The sequence below is a fragment of the Fulvivirga imtechensis AK7 genome, from assembly GCF_000331535.1.
Classification (GTDB): Bacteria; Bacteroidota; Bacteroidia; order Cytophagales; family Cyclobacteriaceae; genus Fulvivirga; species Fulvivirga imtechensis.
This window is the reverse complement of sequence record NZ_AMZN01000073.1, coordinates 13,282-30,290: the sequence shown is the minus strand read 5'-3', so window position 1 is coordinate 30,290 and position 17,009 is coordinate 13,282. Positions and strand designations below refer to the sequence as shown.

Annotated in this window: 14 protein-coding genes; 7 read left to right on the top strand and 7 right to left on the bottom strand. The window is 43.2% G+C overall.

Annotation, left to right across the window (positions count from 1 at the left end; translation table 11 throughout):
• The first annotated feature begins 54 nt into the window (after positions 1 to 54).
• Positions 55 to 960: a DUF58 domain-containing protein gene (locus C900_RS21105; RefSeq protein ID WP_009582246.1), complete on the top strand. Its 906-nt coding sequence runs from the start codon at positions 55 to 57 to the stop codon at positions 958 to 960.
• A gap of 64 nt (positions 961 to 1,024) precedes the next feature.
• On the opposite strand, the gene C900_RS21100 is transcribed toward C900_RS21105, so the two are convergent.
• Positions 1,025 to 1,372 carry a 4Fe-4S binding protein gene (locus C900_RS21100; protein ID WP_040497235.1) on the bottom strand — a complete coding sequence of 116 codons (348 nt, stop codon included), beginning with the start codon at positions 1,370 to 1,372 and terminating at the stop codon, positions 1,025 to 1,027.
• 259 nt (positions 1,373 to 1,631) lie between these two features.
• On the opposite strand from C900_RS21100, the gene C900_RS21095 reads away from it, so the two are divergent.
• Positions 1,632 to 2,633: an acyl-CoA reductase gene (locus C900_RS21095; RefSeq protein WP_009582244.1), complete on the top strand. Its 1,002-nt coding sequence runs from the start codon at positions 1,632 to 1,634 to the stop codon at positions 2,631 to 2,633.
• Between the two features lie 83 nt (positions 2,634 to 2,716).
• On the opposite strand, the gene C900_RS21090 is transcribed toward C900_RS21095, so the two are convergent.
• From C900_RS21090 to C900_RS21075, 4 genes are read right to left on the bottom strand one after another with little or no spacing between them, the layout of a single operon-like run.
• Entirely contained in the window at positions 2,717 to 3,082 is a 366-nt protein-coding gene (locus C900_RS21090) for a CoA-binding protein (protein WP_009582243.1), read from the bottom strand.
• Positions 3,079 to 4,662, bottom strand: coding sequence for an NAD(P)/FAD-dependent oxidoreductase (locus tag C900_RS21085; RefSeq protein WP_009582242.1), 1,584 nt, complete (start codon positions 4,660 to 4,662; stop codon positions 3,079 to 3,081). The genes C900_RS21090 and C900_RS21085 overlap by 4 nt, the downstream gene beginning before the upstream one ends.
• A 27-nt stretch (positions 4,663 to 4,689) precedes the next feature.
• Positions 4,690 to 6,507 (bottom strand): toxin-antitoxin system YwqK family antitoxin, encoded by a 1,818-nt coding sequence (locus C900_RS21080; protein ID WP_009582241.1) that lies wholly within the window; start codon positions 6,505 to 6,507, stop codon positions 4,690 to 4,692.
• Between the two features lie 59 nt (positions 6,508 to 6,566).
• A complete protein-coding gene (locus C900_RS21075) occupies positions 6,567 to 7,532 on the bottom strand; it encodes a tryptophan 2,3-dioxygenase family protein (RefSeq protein ID WP_009582240.1) in 966 nt (321 codons plus the stop codon).
• A 178-nt stretch (positions 7,533 to 7,710) separates the two neighbouring features.
• Between C900_RS21075 and C900_RS21070 the strand changes: the two genes are divergently transcribed.
• Positions 7,711 to 8,925 (top strand): acyl-CoA dehydrogenase family protein, encoded by a 1,215-nt coding sequence (locus C900_RS21070; protein ID WP_009582239.1) that lies wholly within the window; start codon positions 7,711 to 7,713, stop codon positions 8,923 to 8,925.
• A 183-nt stretch (positions 8,926 to 9,108) separates the two neighbouring features.
• A complete protein-coding gene (locus tag C900_RS21065) occupies positions 9,109 to 10,410 on the top strand; it encodes a mechanosensitive ion channel family protein (RefSeq protein WP_009582238.1) in 1,302 nt (433 codons plus the stop codon).
• 11 nt (positions 10,411 to 10,421) lie between these two features.
• On the opposite strand, the gene C900_RS21060 is transcribed toward C900_RS21065, so the two are convergent.
• Positions 10,422 to 11,534 carry a FecR family protein gene (locus C900_RS21060; protein ID WP_157494108.1) on the bottom strand — a complete coding sequence of 371 codons (1,113 nt, stop codon included), beginning with the start codon at positions 11,532 to 11,534 and terminating at the stop codon, positions 10,422 to 10,424.
• A gap of 432 nt (positions 11,535 to 11,966) precedes the next feature.
• Positions 11,967 to 12,530 carry an RNA polymerase sigma-70 factor gene (locus C900_RS21055; RefSeq protein ID WP_185113987.1) on the bottom strand — a complete coding sequence of 188 codons (564 nt, stop codon included), beginning with the start codon at positions 12,528 to 12,530 and terminating at the stop codon, positions 11,967 to 11,969.
• A gap of 154 nt (positions 12,531 to 12,684) precedes the next feature.
• On the opposite strand from C900_RS21055, the gene C900_RS21050 reads away from it, so the two are divergent.
• The 3 genes from C900_RS21050 to C900_RS21040 all read left to right on the top strand — a co-directional run bounded on the left by C900_RS21050 (position 12,685) and on the right by C900_RS21040 (position 17,008).
• On the top strand, positions 12,685 to 13,992 hold the full coding sequence (locus C900_RS21050) for an MSCRAMM family protein (protein WP_245558467.1): 1,308 nt from the start codon (positions 12,685 to 12,687) through the stop codon (positions 13,990 to 13,992).
• A gap of 437 nt (positions 13,993 to 14,429) precedes the next feature.
• Positions 14,430 to 15,311, top strand: a complete 882-nt coding sequence (locus C900_RS21045; protein WP_040497234.1) for a hydroxypyruvate isomerase family protein — start codon at positions 14,430 to 14,432, stop codon at positions 15,309 to 15,311.
• 17 nt (positions 15,312 to 15,328) lie between these two features.
• Entirely contained in the window at positions 15,329 to 17,008 is a 1,680-nt protein-coding gene (locus C900_RS21040; RefSeq protein WP_009582227.1) for a GMC oxidoreductase, read from the top strand.
• Position 17,009 lies beyond the last annotated feature (1 nt).

The following is a 17,009-nucleotide window of genomic DNA, read 5'->3' as shown; positions in this document are numbered from 1 at the left end:
GTTGTAAAGAGATCAATTTGTTAGTTTTAGCCTATCAAAACACTGGGCACCTTCATGAAGTTAAACCTCGATCAGGTCAAAGATATAGGCAACATAGACTTCCTGGCCAGACAACTGGTTGAGGGGTTTATCACCGGTCTGCACAAGTCGCCATACCATGGATTTTCCGTTGAATTCGCTGAACACCAGTTGTATAATACCGGTGAAAGTACGCGTCATATCGACTGGAAAGTATATGCAAAAACCGACCGGTTATATACAAAAAGGTACGAAGAGGAGACAAATCTGCGCTGTCAGATAGTAATAGACAATTCGTCTTCCATGCACTACCCACAGAATATAAAGGGAAAGCTTACATTTAGTATACTTTCTGCTGCAGCCATAGCCTACCTGTTACAAAAACAACGTGATGCCGTGGGTATCACCACATTTTCAGACCAAATCGAAACAACCACTCCAATAAAATCCACCGGCACGCATTTGAATAAACTATTTATCCAACTGGAGCACCTTTACAAGCAGGAGGATAAACACAAAAGAACGGCCGTTGCTAATATTTTGCACGAAGTTGCGGAAAAGAATCATAAAAGGTCGTTGATCATCATTTTCAGCGATATGTTCGACAATGAAGATGAACTTGATGAGATATTCAAAGCGCTGCAACACCTCAAACACAACAAGCATGAGGTGCTGCTGTTTCATGTTACTGATATGGCAACGGAATATGATTTTAATTTTGAAGACCGCCCCTATGAGTTTATTGACCTTGAATCAGGTCAAAAGCTTAAGTTGCAGCCTCATGAAGTAAAAGAAAATTACACACAACAAATTAAAAAGTACTATCAAGAGCTAAAACTGAGATGTGGGCAGCTCAAAATAGATTTCATTGAAGCTGACATCAGCGCTGACTATAATGAGGTGCTCAACGCGTACCTTATCAAAAGGTCAAAAATGAGATGAACAGTTCTGAATTCTCAGTTTAAAACCAACAAACTATGAACTGAGAACTGCAAACTCAGAACTGCTATTCATTATGCATCCAATCCTTCTTGGCCAGCAACTCTTCTTCAGTCTCTTCGTAATCAGGATCAGGCACGCAGCAGTCGACAGGACATACCGCAGCACACTGAGGCTCTTCATGGAAGCCTGTACACTCAGTACATTTTCCCGGAACTATGTAGTAAAATTCATCCGATATTGGCTCCTGCATCTCTTTTGCATCGATCACAGAACCATCTTCCATCTCCACTTCCGATAAGTCGGTGCCTCCGCTCCAGTTCCATTCAATTCCACCTTCATATATTGCTGTATTGGGGCATTCCGGCTCGCATGCACCACAATTGATGCATTCATCTGTTATCATTATTGCCATTTCTATAGCGTATTTTCTATGTATAAAGTATTAATTTCTAATCTTTGCAAAAATAGGAACTATCTTCCTGCTTTCAAACATAAGTAGTGTTTGAAAGAAAACTCTATGTGGCTTTAAGAAAACATCAAGGTCAAGGCTTGTGAAGTGCCAAAAGCGGAGTCCCGAACAGTTGTCGGGATGAGCATTTTTGGGGCGAGCGTAACGCAGACATTGGCGTTTCTTAGAGACACTAAGTAAAGCGTAAAGGTTCGGATCATATATGGATATTAAAGAAAGAATTGCCGCTCTGTCGGCCTTAGGACAATACCTTGAAAATCTAAATGAAAACACGCGCACAAAGTTGCATTTACAGGCCCGTGCCAATAATAATTGGTTTACTCCTGAAAACGTAGATACTGCCTTAAAAGGCATCATTGGTTACCTGCAGAAAGACAAACTGCAGGAATGGGCCAGCCAATACCCCATAAAAGATCAGAACAAAAAGGTAGGTATCGTTATGGCGGGAAACATACCGTTTGTCGGGTTTCATGACCTGCTTTCAGTATTGATCAGCGGTAATCAGGCACACATAAAGCTGAGTTCTCAAGATACTGCGCTGATAAAGTTTATCATTACAGAACTTACTGAAATAGCCCCATCGTTTAAGGAGCAAGTCTTTATAAAAGAGAGACTAAAGGATATCGATGCCATTATAGCCACAGGTAGCGATAATACCAGCAGGTATTTTGAATATTATTTTTCAAAATACCCCCATATCATTCGTAAAAACAGGACATCATGCGCCATTTTAACCGGCAACGAGACTTCGGAGGATTTCAAAGGTCTGGCAGAGGACATATTCCTGTACTTCGGCTTAGGCTGCAGAAATGTTTCGAAGCTCTTTGTCCCTCAAGGTTATGATTTCAATTCCTTTTTCGAGGGTATCCAGCATTACCAGGGCATCACGCATCACCATAAATACTCCAATAATTATGACTACAATAAATCTATTTATCTGGTAAATGGAGAAGCACACTTTGACAATGGTTTTTTGATGCTTCGTGAAGAAAAACAAATGGTCTCTCCCATCTCCGTGGTATACTACGAGCAATATGGCAGTGAGGATGAGCTGAAGTCCATTCTCGATCAGAATAAGGAAAAGATCCAATGTATAGTAGCTGATAACTGGCCGAACAGCCAACCGTTCGGAAATGCACAATACCCTGAGGTATGGGATTATGCAGATGGTGTGGATACGATGAAATTTTTGAGCGGGTTGTGATCCGGCCTTTTGCAGGGTTGGTTAGCGACTATGCAGGCGGGCACAATGACGGCAAGGGATTCTTAGAGGCACTAAGGAGTAGGTCAATAATTTCCCACCCTCAGCATCACTAAAGTGCAGGCCTCTTCTATTTCAATTCCCTGACCATTGGCCATTTCCTGAAATTCCAGATTTTCGGTCCCTGGATTAAAAATGATACGTTTGGGCTGCAAACTGAGTATGTAGTCGTACCACTCAGGTTGATTTTGAGGGCCAATGTACATGGTTACAGTATCAATTCCGTCAACAGAAGGCTTTTCACGGAGATCCAGTATTGGTTTGCCGGCTACCTCTCCTTTCTTTATACCTATTGGCACTATTTCATGGCCATGCCGTGTAAGAAGCTCGGCAGCAAAATATGCATATCTCGCGGGATTTGTGGTTGCTCCGATTATCGCTGTTTTTTTCATTTGTTCATCAAAGGTTTTATATATTGCTTTATCATGGCTTCTGCACAACGCTCCCCATCCATGGCGGCTGAAACTATGCCACCGGCATAACCTGCCCCTTCTCCACAAGGAAAAAGTCGCTTCAACTCTACGTGCTCCAGGGTTTCCTTTTCCCTCGGCACCCTTACAGGAGACGATGTGCGGCTTTCTACGCCTATAATTTGTGCTTCATTGGTATAATAGCCCTTCATTTTTTTTCCAAATGCCTTAAAGCTTTGTCTTAGGCTCTCAGCTATAAAGGCAGGTAATACCTCCCTCATGTCCAAAGATAAAATTCCAGGTTGGTATGATGTTTCTAACAATGAACTTGAAATTCTGTTTTCAACAAAATCCACCATTCGCTGGGCCGGAGCTGTTTGTCTTCCTCCCGCCAATGCGCAAGCTTTTTGCTCAATGGACTTCTGAAATTGCATGGCAGCCAAAGCTACGTGTTTTTCAAATCCTTTAAGGTCGTTAAGATCAACAGCCACTACTATTCCCGAATTGGCAAATTTTGAATCTCTTCGTGACGGACTCATTCCATTTACTACTATTTCTCCGGGACTCGTAGCTGCCGGCACTATGAATCCGCCCGGACACATACAGAATGAAAACACGCCTCGCTTCTGCCCTTTGACCATTGCCTGGTTCACCAACGCATAAGAAGAGGCCGGTAAATAAGTGCCCCTGTCGCCCTCACAACTGTATTGTATCTTGTCGATAAGCTGCTGCGGATGTTCGATCCTCACCCCCAGAGCAAAGGGTTTAGCCTCTATTTTTACTTGCCTGGTCTGAAGCAGCTCAAAAATATCCCTGGCTGAATGCCCGGTAGCCAATATAACTCCCTCTCCTTTCACTAGGTCACCGCTCTCCAGCTTTACCCCTTTTATCTCTCCTTTATCTATTGCCAAGTCAATTACTTTTGCATTAAAATGCACCTCACCCCCAGCATTGATAATGCTTTCTCTAAGTTCTTCAACTATTTTCGGTAATTTATTGGTACCAATGTGCGGATGAGCATCGTACAGTATCTCTTCGCGTGCCCCATGCGCCACCAGTATTTCAAGTATCCGCTGCACATCACCTCTTTTTTTTGACCGGGTGTAAAGCTTTCCATCGGAGTAGGTGCCAGCCCCGCCCTCACCAAAACAATAATTGGAATCAGGATTTACAACATGATCTTTGTTTATAGCTGCCAGATCTCTTCGCCTTGTTCTCACATCTTTCCCTCTCTCAAAAACAATCGGTTTTACACCATTTTCGATCAGACGAAGCGCTGCAAATAAACCTGCCGGGCCCGCACCGATAACAAGGCCTACGGGTGCATTCGAAACATTAGGATAGTTCTTTTTATATTGGATCAATTCCGGGCGTGGTTCGTTGAAAAATACCTCGGTCTGTACCCTCACCCACACCGTTGACTGGCGGGCGTCTATAGATCTTTTTACAATACGAAAGGCTGTATTGGGTCCAGCCCCGGCTTTTCGTTGCAGCGCCTGTTGCAAGCGGGCCTCATCAAAAGCCTCCTCAGGCCTCAGTTTCAAATCAAATATCTTCTTCACGTTCTGTAAGGTTTTTATCCTTAAAAATTATTTCCTCCCTCGGGCTCCAAAGGAAAAGGTATAGCCAAGATTAAGCCCAAAACTAAAAGTTAACGGAACCTTTTGTTGTGACAGATCGTCAAAAGTCTCAGCAAAATTATCCTCCACATCAAAGCTTCTATATCCTGTACCTAAGCCTACAAACGCATCAGCAGTAAATCCTTTGTTCACCGTATTTTGCATGAGCCGGTATCCCAGTAGCGCTGAATATTCAATTTTTTGCTCACTGGCGCTGGCTCTTATCACATTATCAGGAAGCAGCACATGGTTTATATTCGCAAAATGGCTGATATTGGTAAACCTGATCTCATGTCCAAAGTACCACAGTCCGAAGTCGCCACCAGGATTGTAAAATTTTTGTTTGATGGCCATGGCATAACCTCTGCTATAAACCTCGTTCAAGGGCACATTATTATCCTTTGTATAAAACGGATCACGGACAGACATGAATTCAAACTCGTGCCCTAACCGCTCCTGCATGTAAAACTCGAAGCCAAAAGGTATTCTGCCAATTAGGGAAGATAGGGGATTGAGGCTCATGATCACCCCTTGAAATTCATTGATCCGGGATTCGAAATATTTAAACTTCCTGCCTCTGAACCTAAACTCTGCCACACCATATTTTTTAGTCTCCCGGATAGTCCGCATATCCTCCTTCTTTAAAAGTGTGTTATCGTAAATAGGCCTGAAATACCCTGATAAAGCGCCATCATTTTTATATAACTCCCACTTGCCAACTTTTTTTCCGTCATCAATTATCCCCTTGGTCTGAAGCGTACCATCAGGGTAGTAACCGTGGTATTCTCCCCTGCCATTCTCGAATTCACACTCTCCCTCAAGGTCACCTCCCTCATAGTAGTATTTCCAGGTGCCATGGTTGTTACCGTCTACAATTGGGCCTTTCACTTTCAGTTTGCCGCTTTTGTAGTACTCCACATAGTTGCCGCTTCCATCTGCAAAATTTCCTTCTCCCTTGAGAGAGCCATCTTCATAGAAAAGGCCCCAGTAGCCACTTTTTTTACCTTCCGAGAACTTTCCCCTTGAGCTTACAGCGCCATTCTCATAATAATAGATCCATTCTCCTTCCGGTTCTCCTTTGCTAAACTCTCCTGCCGCTGATAACTCCCCGTTATGATGATAATATTTCCACATCCCGGACTTCCGGCCATTGTCATATTGACCTTCCGCCTGAAGCACACCATCTTTGTAATAGTACTTCCATATTCCTACATTCCGGGTGTCTGATTTGGGCCCCTCCGCTCGTTTTTCACCTGTCGGATAGTATTCCGTAAAGCGGCCTTTTCCATACGAATATTCTACTTCTCCTTTTAGATTACCTTCTTCATAGTAGTGCTTCCATAGCCCCTCTTGCCTGTTATCTTTAAACGGACCCTTTTCTTTTACAGCGCCACTTTCATAATAGATCTTCCATTCACCCTGCCTTTTCTGGTTGACAATCTCACCTTCCATACTTTTGTTGCCATTCTCATAAAAATACTCCCAGTATCCATCACTAGAGTTGTTTTTAAGTACCCCCCGCATTTTAGGCTTTCCCGTTTCATAGAAAAATTCCCACTTGCCAACCGTCTCGTTGTTAGAGAATTGCCCTGTAGATTCTATGTTTCCATTGATATAATATGAGAGGTACTTTCCTTCAAGAATATTGGAAATCGTGTCCTTTACATGGTATATCTCTTTGAGCTGTGTTTTCTCTTCATCATGAAAGGTATAGCGGGTCTGCTGGCCTACCACTACATGAGAGACAAAGAGAAAGCTAATGGCAATATATGCTATGACTATTCTCAAAAAGATGGAATTTATACCAAGATACGTAATAATATCGCTAATCGGATGCCAGAGAGGCCCTATTTATTGAACACCTCTTTTACTACCCAGGTCTTTCCCCACTCTTCTTTTTCGCGGTCAGACCACAATTCCGGGAAGAAAATGATCTTCTGAAAGCGGGGTGGAAGAAATTTCTGCCAGTTGGTACCTCCTGTTGCTGCAATATCATCCGGGTCTTTATGCAGATACCTCACGGCTGATTTATAATGTGAAAGCGGCCATGAAATATTAGACTGAACATCATACTGCCGCAATGCTGCTATAATTTCCTCTTTTCTCTCCGAGTCTTTGAAGTGCTTCTGGTATACTTTCAGGATATTCTTTCCCTTATACTCACCGGCAAGATGGATAAACTCTTCCAGGTATTTTTCTTCAAACTGCTTCAGGGTCAACGTTTTTTTACCGGAAGCTAGCTCAGTGGCACCCCTTCTCCAGTAAATTTTCTCCATCAGCAGGCCAACCGAATCGTCCGGCTGCAGTTCTGTTCGCGAATCAAACTCAATCAGGTTATACAGATCTGAGGAACACAATTCGATCATTCTGTATTGAGCAGACTGAAAACCACTAGCCGGCAACAGTGACATCCTGAATTTCAGGAATTGATCACGATCCATACCGTCTATCATTACTGAAAAAGAGTCCTCCAGGATACTAAAATAGCGGTTGATCCTTTCTATTTTGGTAAGAAAGTAATCCTCATCGATATCCTCTTTATCCGCGATTTGCCTGATCTCCCACAGTATCAGCTTAAAAAACAGCTCGGTATGTTGATGATAGGAAATGAATATCATTTCGTCTTCAAACCCAGTTTTTGGGTTCTGAAGGCTTAGCAATGTATCAAGATGTATGTAGTCCCAGTAGGTCAGGTAGTCGGAGTACAATAAGCCATCGAGGTATGAAGAAAGGTCCTGCCCCATTACCTCATATTTCATTTCAAGCTTCTTAATCTGTTCAAGTATTTTAGGATCTATTTCCGACTTTTCCATGTAATTTAAATTAACTGGTTTAATGTGCTATTAACTGCTTTTTCTCATATAGCCTGTTACTATTTCAAACGATTTAGTTAAGAAACTAACGGGAAATTGAGCTTCATAAAATGGTAAATCATTAAATGTTGCGTAAATTTGAAACTTAAAACTGAATAACCCAAATAATAGATTATTGATGACAACGAATACGGTGAACGAAGCCAAGCGAAAATCTGCAAATGATTTATTTGAGTCTCCGGACTTTTATCAGATTGATGATCTGCTTACAGAAGAGCATAAGCTCATCCGAGGTTCCATCAGAGACTTTGTAAAGAGAGAGATCAGCCCCTACATCGAAGAGTGGTGCCAAAATGCTCATTTTCCTTATGAAATAGTAAAAAAATTCGGAGAGATTGGCGCTTTCGGCCCTACTATTCCCCAGGAGTATGGTGGCGGTGGCCTTGATTACATCTCTTATGGACTCATCATGCAGGAGATTGAAAGGGGGGATTCCGGTATGCGATCTACCGCTTCTGTTCAAGGTTCACTAGTAATGTACCCTATTTATAAATTTGGATCCGAAGAGCAACGCAAAAAATATCTGCCCAAGCTGGCTTCCGGTGAGTGGCTGGGTTGCTTCGGACTCACAGAGCCTGACCATGGTTCTAACCCTGGTGGCATGGTCACTAACTTTAAAGATATGGGCGATCACTACCTGCTCAATGGCGCCAAAATGTGGATCTCCAACTCTCCAAAAGCTGATGTAGCCGTGGTATGGGCTAAGAATGAAGAGGGGCGAATCCACGGACTGATCGTAGAAAGAGGTATGGAAGGCTTTAGTACCCCTGAAACACACGGAAAATGGTCGTTGAGGGCCAGTTGCACCGGTGAACTTGTATTTGACAATGTAAAAGTACCTAAGGAAAACCTGCTCCCTGCAAAGAGCGGCCTTGGCGCTCCCCTCATGTGCCTGGACTCTGCCCGCTATGGCATAGCCTGGGGTGCAATAGGCGCTGCCATGGACTGTTATGACTCTGCCAGAAGGTATGCCAAAGAAAGAATACAGTTTGGAAAACCGATTGGTTCATTCCAACTGGTGCAGAAAAAATTGGCAGAAATGCTTACCGAGATCACCAAGGCACAGTTGCTCAACTGGAAGCTGGGTAAAATGATGGATGAAGGTAAAGCAACCACTCCCCAGATATCAATGGCTAAGAGGAATTCTGTTGAAATGGCCCTGAACATAGCCAGAGAAGCCAGACAGATCCATGGTGGTATGGGTATCACCGGTGAATACCCAATGATGCGCCATATGATGAACCTCGAATCAGTCGTTACCTATGAAGGTACACATGATATTCACTTGCTGATCTTAGGAGCTGATATCACGGGTATACCAGCATTTCAATAATCCTCATCAATCCTGATCCGAAATAGTTGCAGAGCCTGTTGTTCACCGAATGACAGGCTTTTCTTTTTGCAGCCCGTTGACTCCTATCAGTAGGTGAGACTCTTCTATATTTTCCCCGGAAGCTAAACAACCAGACGATAAAAATGCTTTTATAGGTACGAAAGAAAATGCGGTGGAAGCATTATGAGAAAACAGAGACCATACTATAATTCAGATAAGGACAAAGAACGCATTGAAGTGGATCGCCATAGAAGAGCAAGGTTTCGAGATACAAAATACCGCAAGCGACTCAAAAAAACTCAAGGAGGCAGTACTATCAAGGGTGCCCAAACCCGGTTGAAGCAATTCAAACAGGCCTCCATTCTTGCTGTGGCCATGACGGGTTTTCTTTTGTTGGTGCTTACCCCTCAGGATGTCAGCTTTTCGCAGGAAGACTCATTAGACACTGCTCCTGCAGAATCAATTGTCGAAGAGTCAGTGCTGGCTGATACCATTGAACCTCTTGAAGAAGAGTTTAGCAAAGCCGCCAAAAACGAAGCACTAAACACTGCCAGGAATCTATGGGAAGGCTTTTACGCTAATCTTCCGAAATTATTAGTGGCCATAGTTACATTATTATTGGCCTGGATAATAGTGCGGCTCGTAAAAGCCTTACTCAAAAAGATACTGCACCGCTGGAAAGATATTGATGCCATTATTACCCTGGTTGGTATCTCGCTATGGATAATAGCCATAGGTGTAGCCGTAAGCGCAGTAGCGGGAGACATTCGCGCACTTTTGGGCTCTCTTGGCCTTGTTGGTCTGGCACTTTCCTGGTCGCTACAAACCCCGATTGAAAGTTTCACAGGCTGGCTTCAAAATTCCTTTCAGAGGTATTACCGCGTAGGAGATCGAATCAGTGTGGGGGAGGTGTTTGGTGATGTTTATAAAATAGACTTTTTAACAACAACCGTATGGGAAATAGGTGCACCCTACCGCCAGGGATTTGTACAAGCCGAACAACCGACAGGCCGCCTGGTCACTTTCCCTAACAATGAGATCCTTTCGGGAACGGTGGTGAACCTTACCCGTGATTTTCCGTACGTTTGGGACGAACTGGCCATAGCAATTGCCAATGAATCTGATGTAGAGTTAGCGATAAAAACCATTAATGAGGTGGCCAGTCTGCTGTTGAGAGATTATATGGAAACACCAGCCCGGGAATATCGGAAGATCTTGGAAAGGGCTAATCTCAGCTATGAAGTTGCCGAAAAACCTGAGGTGTACATCTCCGCTAACGAATCATGGACCGACATTATCGTCAGATACCTTGTAGGAGCGAGAGAAAGAAGACGCTGGAAAAGCAGTTTGACATTGAATGTACTCAAGGAATTAAACAAGGAAGTGTATAAAAACAAGATCATAGCGGTTTACCCTCGTCAACAGATACAAGTGGTTGATCATGCCGGAACTCCCGTAGATTTCCGAACAAAAACAGACCATTAAGCATTCTTTGATCATTCAACTATAACGTCCACCGTTTCTATCTCTACTTTCACCTTTTTGGTGTCGGTAAAAATATCGAAAAGCCGTTTTTGATATGGAAGCATTTGACCGGGCTCTAAAGTATCCATAACTTTAAATCTGGTAACGGATATCTTTCCATTAGGCTTTGTATATGACATTTTAAGCACAATATTCGTAAATGTGGCCAGTTCCGCCCGGTTTTCAATTACCCCATCTATGACCGACATATTCAGCTTGTTCTTTTCCCAGGTGTAATTATTTATCAAAAATGATCGTGCGTTATTTTTCTCGTACTCATATGCCGGGTTGTTAACTGTTCGCCATGCGGCAAATCTCGGATTGTCATTGGCCGATTTGGACACCACCCCTTTTCCCGTGGCTACAGCTTTTTCGTTTGCCATTACTACTACAGCCTGGCTGCTATCAGCCTCCATTGCTGAAAAACTCACAGTGCCCTCCGCCACAGTAAGTACAACCCCTGCCGAATCTTCTTTTACATTAAAAGAAGTTCCTAGTACCCGAACAGAGGCCAGCTCCGTACTCACTGTGAACGGGGCACTGGTATCCGGGCGCACCATAAAATAAGCTTCTCCCGAGATCTGGGTACTCCTCAGCTTATCTCCAAAGCTCTCGGGATAGGTTATTGTACTTCCAACATTGAGCCACACCTTACTGCTATCAGGTAGATAAATGGTAGCCACTTCGTTGCCAGCAGAAAAAGTAACTACTGCCTCAGCCACTATAGGCGCTGTAACAGTGTTATCCGAGGGCCAAAAAATATAAAAAGCCCCTGCAACTAATAATATACTGGCTGCTACCGATATCCACCTGGAGTGAGCAGCAAAAAACTGCACCACTTTACCTCCTCCTGAAGGCCCTTTCTCCAGTTGCAATTTCAGTTTGTCCCATTCCTGCTCAGTATCATCGTCACTCAACCGAAGGCGCATTGAAGAGTTTTCCCAGACCTTTCTCGACTCATTGAAAACCCGCTTATTTTCCGTTGAAGAATTTTTCCACTCCTCAACGTCTGATTTTTCCGCATCATTAAGATGACCAGACAGATAGGCCGCCAACCTCTTCCAATGTTGTTTGTCAGATCTCATATTCTCATTTTCACGAAAAAAACCAAAGTACCCCATCTTATTACCATTTATCGGTACCTTACCTTTACTTGCTTTTTAGCCGCATATTTAGAATATGCCGGGCAGGTATAAGATGAGCAGGATACCATTAAAAATACCATAATTATTGAGATAAAACCAACTATAAACTTTTTCATAAGCCAAAAAATTTGATTACCAACTAAAACCTCGAATCAGGCATTTCGCCCACATTTTTACCTATAGCACCCGAAAAAGACAATACCCCCAAAAAGAAAAAATATTTTTTTACGAAATAGGTAGTTGGCAAATGAAGCTGTAAGCTGTGAGCTTCAAGTCGCAAGCAAAAACAAACGGTTCCAAAGCGGGCAAGGAGAGTCATGAGTACTAAGTCGTTATGTCGGTGATACACTTCTGACTTCAGTCTTCGAGCTATTAAAAAAGTAGTGACAGGGCAAACCAGGTCAGCAATATTATAGTCAGAAATTCAATAGTAAGGAATGGCTTTAGTTCATCTCTTAACTTCTGAAGTGCTATTCCCATCTGGTTTTCCACTGTTTTGATGGATAGATCAAGAGTCTCTGCGATTTCGCTATACTTCATGCCCTCATGACGGCTAAGAAGGTATATAGTTTTACATTTAGGAGGCAACCTGTCTATAGCTTGTCTTGCACGAAGTTCAAGTTCCTTATATCCGGCCCCTTCACTGTCTGTATGGGCCACGAGCTCCTGGAGGGGCGCTCCGTTATCAAACCGGACAAGTCGTTTGTTAAAGCGAAGATAATTCAATGATGTATGTGCTGTAGCCTTAAAGAGATAATGCTTAATCTGCTTTTCAAAAGCAACACTTTCACGGTTTTTCCATAGTTTAAGAAATACCTCCTGAACAATATCCTTAGCAGCGTCAGGATCTCGCACAATATTAAAAGCCAGATCGCACAGTCCTTTATGATGCTGTTTAAATAAGCTTTCGAATTCGGAATAAGCGTTTTCCTGCATATCTGCCAACATGATATTGATTGAGGTGGCTCCTTCTGATAAATAATTATTTAAGCTACTAGAATAAATTTTTAAAAAAAAATATAAAAATCATTTGGGGGTAGAAACATACTTCGGTGCTATAGGGGTAAACAAGATAAAAAACCGAACGTATATGAAGAGAAGTTTATTTTTTATAGTGGCTTTCATCATTGTTAGTCCTATTTTATTTTTTAATTGTTCTAAAGATGATCCCAAACCTTCAACCGGAAAACTGGAAGGAACGGTTACCGATATAGAAACCGGTTCAGGAATAGAAAATGTTCAGATCATCGTCTTTGACGTGGAGAGCAGCTTACCAACCGAAACAACTCTTTCTACCGATGCCAGCGGCACATTTAGTGGCACATTCAGCCCTGGCACATATTATTTAAAATTTTTCAAGCAGGGATATGAGGCTGTACCACCACGTGGTATTGAAGCTGTGGCTTTTTCTGTAGAGGCAGGTGGTACTGTCAGCCAGTCTGCTGAAATGTCGCCAAGTGCTGTAATAAACGGAGGCTTTATTTCCGGCAAAGCCGCCACTGGCTCTGCAGGAGTGGCCGGTGCGCTCATAGTAGCAGAAGACCTGGCGAATGAAAAAGCCTACTCGACAATTTCGGATAAGGATGGAAATTATTCCATATATAATATTCCACAGGGAAGTTATGAAGTAAAAGCATACCTCCTGAACTATTCGTCTAATGTGGTATCTGCAAATTTATCTGCAAACACAGAAACCTCAGGAATAAACATTGATCTTACTGAAGGTGCTTCGGGGAGTCTGACGGGGACGGTGCGTAACCTGGCTACAGACAATAAAGATGTTGATGTATCTCTTGTCCATCCGATTACGAAAGAAACTATTCCAGGCCTGACCACAGTAAGTGCTAACCTGGCTTATACGATCAGCAACATTCCTGACGGCACCTATATAGCGCGAGCTACTTATAAAAATGACGAGCGTGTGATGGACCCGGACAGGATTGCCAAGTTCGGAGAACCGGAAGTTACCTTTAACGCCGGTGGCGCCCTTACCTTGACTTTTGACATAACGGGCTCAATCAAATTAAATACGCCAACCAATGACCCTTCGTCTACTCAGCCCATCGAAATTACTTCAACGACACCTACATTCGCATGGACAGCTTATTCAAGTACCTCAGACTATGTCATCGAAGTGGTGGATGTGGCTACAGGTAATGTAATTTGGGGAGGGCTCGATTACAGTGGAGCTGATCCGGTAAAAAATATAGTTATTCCGTCTTCTCAAAAGACTATACAATACAATGAAGATGGCAATGCTACAATGGCAGAATTAGTACCCGGCAGAACTTACCGGTGGAAAGTATATGCCAGCAAAAATGACCAAAATTCAACCACAGGATGGACGCTAATATCTTCAAGCGAGGATCAATTAGGTTTAATAAAAGTAGTAGAATAAAAATATCAATGCGAAGGCATACGGCCTCGCAATGTTGGCTCGACATACAATGGCGTATGTCATTTTGGAAAAAGATCAGACTTCTGCAAGATTAGATTAACTAGGGTAGAGTTTAAACTTGTATCTGATCTCTAGAGGTGGGACCGCACCAGCAGGTCCCACTCTCTTCTCAATCCTCTCGTCCCACTTCCTTTAATCTTATGTACCTGCTTTACAATACCTTCCACTTATAAAACCGCGATAAAAAAAGTCAGTGCCATAAAAAAATAGAGTCGCTCATCATGACCACAAACGTTTGCGAAATTTTTAACGGTCAACCTTCCACAAATTTTATTGCAGCAATTATCCATTTTCCATATATTAAAGAATTAAAATTGATAGAAAATGGAATATTCTCTTCTTATTCAGCTCTGAGTTAGTCCATTGGCAATAAATCCATGAACTTGCATAAAAGCAGAAGGTCAGCAATTAAAAAATTAGTGACCGGGGCAGTAGCTGCCTCTACTTTACCTATGTTACCTCACACCTCTCTTGGAGGTCCGGCACAATATAGATTAAATAATAACATCAGACATTCGGTGTGCCGGTGGACCTATGGTCATCTTTCTTTGGATGAGTTGTGCTTGTTGGTGAAAAAAATCGGCTTTACAGCTATTGACTTGGTGGGCCCGGGGGAATGGGGTGTATTAAAAAAACACGGTGTAGACTCATCGATGTGCAACGGAGCCGAGATCAGCCTGACAGAAGGATGGAATGATCCCGGTTATCATGACCAACTGACTGAAAACTATTCTAAAATGATACCTCTTGTAGCCCACGCGGGGTATAAAAACCTGATTTGCTTCAGCGGTAACCGTAAAGGTATGGATGACGAGACGGGTCTTAAGAATTGCATTCATGGACTGAAAAGAGTCATGCCTTTGGCTGAAAAAAATAATGTTATATTACAGATGGAGCTTTTTAACAGCAAAATTGATCACCCTGATTACATGTGTGACAAAAGCGCCTGGGGAATTGAACTGTGTAAGCAGTTGGGTTCCGAAAATTTCAAGCTACTCTACGATATCTACCACATGCAGATCAATGAGGGCGATATCATCAGAACCATCAAGGAAAATCATCAGTTTTTTGGACACTACCATACGGCTGGCGTTCCCGGCAGACATGAGATCGATGATTCTCAGGAGCTGTACTACCCTGCCATCATGAAAACTATCGAAGAAACCGGTTTCAAGGGATATGTAGCCCAGGAATTTATTCCTACAAAGGAAAACAAGGAAGCCGCTCTCGCAGAGGCTATTAAAATATGTGATATATAAAAAACAAAATACATCTTATGGCAGATCAAACTTATGATGCGATTGTAGTCGGCTCAGGGATCAGCGGAGGCTGGGCGGCTAAGGAATTAACAGAAAAGGGGATGAAAGTGCTGCTGCTGGAAAGAGGGAAAAATGTTGAACATGGTGTAGACTATAAAAATGCCACTACAAATCCATGGGAAGTCCCTCACAGGGGAATGGACACCCAGGAGATGATAAAGGCACATCCTGTATTAAAGCGTGACTATATTCTCAATGAATTGAACCTGGATTTTTGGGCTCATGAGGCGGAGTGTCCATATGTAGAAGAGAAGCCATTTAACTGGTTCAGGGGCTACCAGGTGGGTGGCCGGTCACTTACCTGGGGCCGGCAAAGCTACAGGCTCAGTGAGATAGATTTTGAGGCCAATGCTAAAGAAGGTATAGCTGTAGACTGGCCTATTCGCTATAAGGATATTTCTCCCTACTACGACAAAGTGGAGCAATTCATCGGTGTCAATGGCTCCAAAGAAGGCTTACCGCAACTACCCGATGGCTATTTCCAGCCGCCAATGGAGATGAACTGTGTAGAAAAAGATGTTGCTGCTCGCATAAAGGAGCACTATAAAGGACAACGCACGATGATCATGGGGCGCTCGGCAAACCTGACGGCAGCAAAAGAGGGCCGCGCCCAGTGCCAATACCGAAACAAATGCTGGTTGGGATGCCCGTTTGGCGCATATTTCAGCACACAATCCTCCACGCTGCCTGCTGCCATGAAAACCGGTAATCTTACCCTCAGACCTTTTTCTATAGTAACTCGCGTGCTATATGATAAGGATAGCAAAAAAGCCACCGGTGTTGAGGTGCTGGATGCCGAAAACAACCAGACTTATGAATTTAAGTCTAAAATAGTCTTTTTATGTGCTTCCGCTTTCAACTCCACCTGGGTACTTATGAATTCGGCCACCGATATATGGCCTGGAGGATTGGGGAGCAGCTCCGGCGAGCTTGGCCATAACGTTATGGACCACCACTTCAGAGCCGGTGCATCCGGAACGGTGGAAGGCTACGAAGATAAATACTACTACGGCAGAAGACCCAACGGTATTTATATTCCTCGATATAGAAACCTATTCGGTGATAAGCGTGACTATGTTAGAGGATTTGGCTACCAGGGTGGTGCCGGCCGAAATGGCTGGAGTGAAAAAGTAGCGGAATTGGGCATTGGCGCAAAACTGAAAGACGCCATGTCAGAGCCGGGGCAGTGGACTATCGGTATTACAGGGTTTGGAGAAATACTTCCTTACCATGAAAACAGGATATACCTTTCTCATGAAACTAAAGATAAGTGGGGACTACCTGTGCTGGTGACTGATTGTGCGCTCAAGGAAAATGAAGAAAACATGCGCAAAGATATGATGAATGATGGAGCAGAAATGCTTGAAGCCGCAGGTGTGAAAAATGTCACTTCATGGGATGCAGGATACACCTTTGGCCAGGGTATTCACGAAATGGGGACAGCCCGTATGGGTAGGGATCCAAAAACTTCAGTGTTAAATGGCCACAACCAGGTGTGGGATGCAAAAAATGTGTTTGTCACAGATGGTGCGTGCATGACATCAGCAGCTTGCCAGAACCCGTCATTGACATACATGGCACTAACAGCCAGAGCATGTGATTTTGCAACAAATGAATTAAAAAAAGGAAACCTCTGAA

Bases quoted from the DNA above. Each gene is read 5' to 3' on its own strand.
- C900_RS21105 (WP_009582246.1), top strand. From the start codon at position 55: ATGAAGTTAAACCTCGATCAGGTCAAAGATATAGGCAACATAGACTTC.
- C900_RS21100 (WP_040497235.1), bottom strand. From the start codon at position 1,372: ATGGCAATAATGATAACAGATGAATGCATCAATTGTGGTGCATGCGAG.
- C900_RS21095 (WP_009582244.1), top strand. From the start codon at position 1,632: ATGGATATTAAAGAAAGAATTGCCGCTCTGTCGGCCTTAGGACAATAC.
- C900_RS21090 (WP_009582243.1), bottom strand. From the start codon at position 3,082: ATGAAAAAAACAGCGATAATCGGAGCAACCACAAATCCCGCGAGATAT.
- C900_RS21075 (WP_009582240.1), bottom strand. From the start codon at position 7,532: ATGGAAAAGTCGGAAATAGATCCTAAAATACTTGAACAGATTAAGAAG.
- C900_RS21070 (WP_009582239.1), top strand. From the start codon at position 7,711: ATGACAACGAATACGGTGAACGAAGCCAAGCGAAAATCTGCAAATGAT.
- C900_RS21065 (WP_009582238.1), top strand. From the start codon at position 9,109: ATGAGAAAACAGAGACCATACTATAATTCAGATAAGGACAAAGAACGC.
- C900_RS21060 (WP_157494108.1), bottom strand. From the start codon at position 11,534: ATGAGATCTGACAAACAACATTGGAAGAGGTTGGCGGCCTATCTGTCT.
- C900_RS21055 (WP_185113987.1), bottom strand. From the start codon at position 12,530: ATGCAGGAAAACGCTTATTCCGAATTCGAAAGCTTATTTAAACAGCAT.
- C900_RS21050 (WP_245558467.1), top strand. From the start codon at position 12,685: ATGAAGAGAAGTTTATTTTTTATAGTGGCTTTCATCATTGTTAGTCCT.
- C900_RS21045 (WP_040497234.1), top strand. From the start codon at position 14,430: ATGAACTTGCATAAAAGCAGAAGGTCAGCAATTAAAAAATTAGTGACC.
- C900_RS21040 (WP_009582227.1), top strand. From the start codon at position 15,329: ATGGCAGATCAAACTTATGATGCGATTGTAGTCGGCTCAGGGATCAGC.